Source organism: Microbacterium maritypicum MF109, from assembly GCF_000455825.1.
GTDB classification, from domain to species: domain Bacteria; phylum Actinomycetota; class Actinomycetes; order Actinomycetales; family Microbacteriaceae; genus Microbacterium; species Microbacterium maritypicum_A.
Map to the genome: position 1 here is coordinate 1 of NZ_ATAO01000077.1, position 399 is coordinate 399.

The 399-nt window shown below is 71.7% G+C and carries 1 protein-coding gene; it reads right to left on the reverse strand.

The genetic code is table 11. The features are described from left to right. Positions 1 to 398: potassium-transporting ATPase subunit C (locus tag L687_RS25655; RefSeq protein ID WP_021198655.1), on the reverse strand; the 398-nt coding region annotated here is incomplete at its 3' end. Between the last annotated feature and the right edge of the window lies 1 nt (position 399).

The window sequence follows — 399 nt, forward strand, 5'->3', positions numbered from 1 at the left end:
ACCTGCAGCAGTGCGTACGCCACGCTGATGTGCGGGTCGAGCCCGGAACCCGAGGCGGTGACCGCGTCGGCCGGCACCTGCGACGGGTCGACCCCCTCGCGCTCCGCGATCGCGGCCTTGCGCTCCGCGATCGCTGCGACCAGGTCGGTGTTCTCCGGGCCGAGGTTGCTTCCGCTGGAGCCCGCGCCGTCGTAGCCGTCGCCCGCGGCGGAGGGCCGCGACTGGAAGTACTCCGGGAGCGCCTCGCCGTCGTCATCGGTGAAGGACTGGCCGATCAGCGAGCTGCCCCTGTCGTCGGGAAGGGGGGAGCCATTGGCCTGCCACGGGAGCAGGAGCTGCCCGATGCCGGTGACCAGGAGTGTGTAGGCGACACCGAGCACGAGGGTGAGGACGAGCATC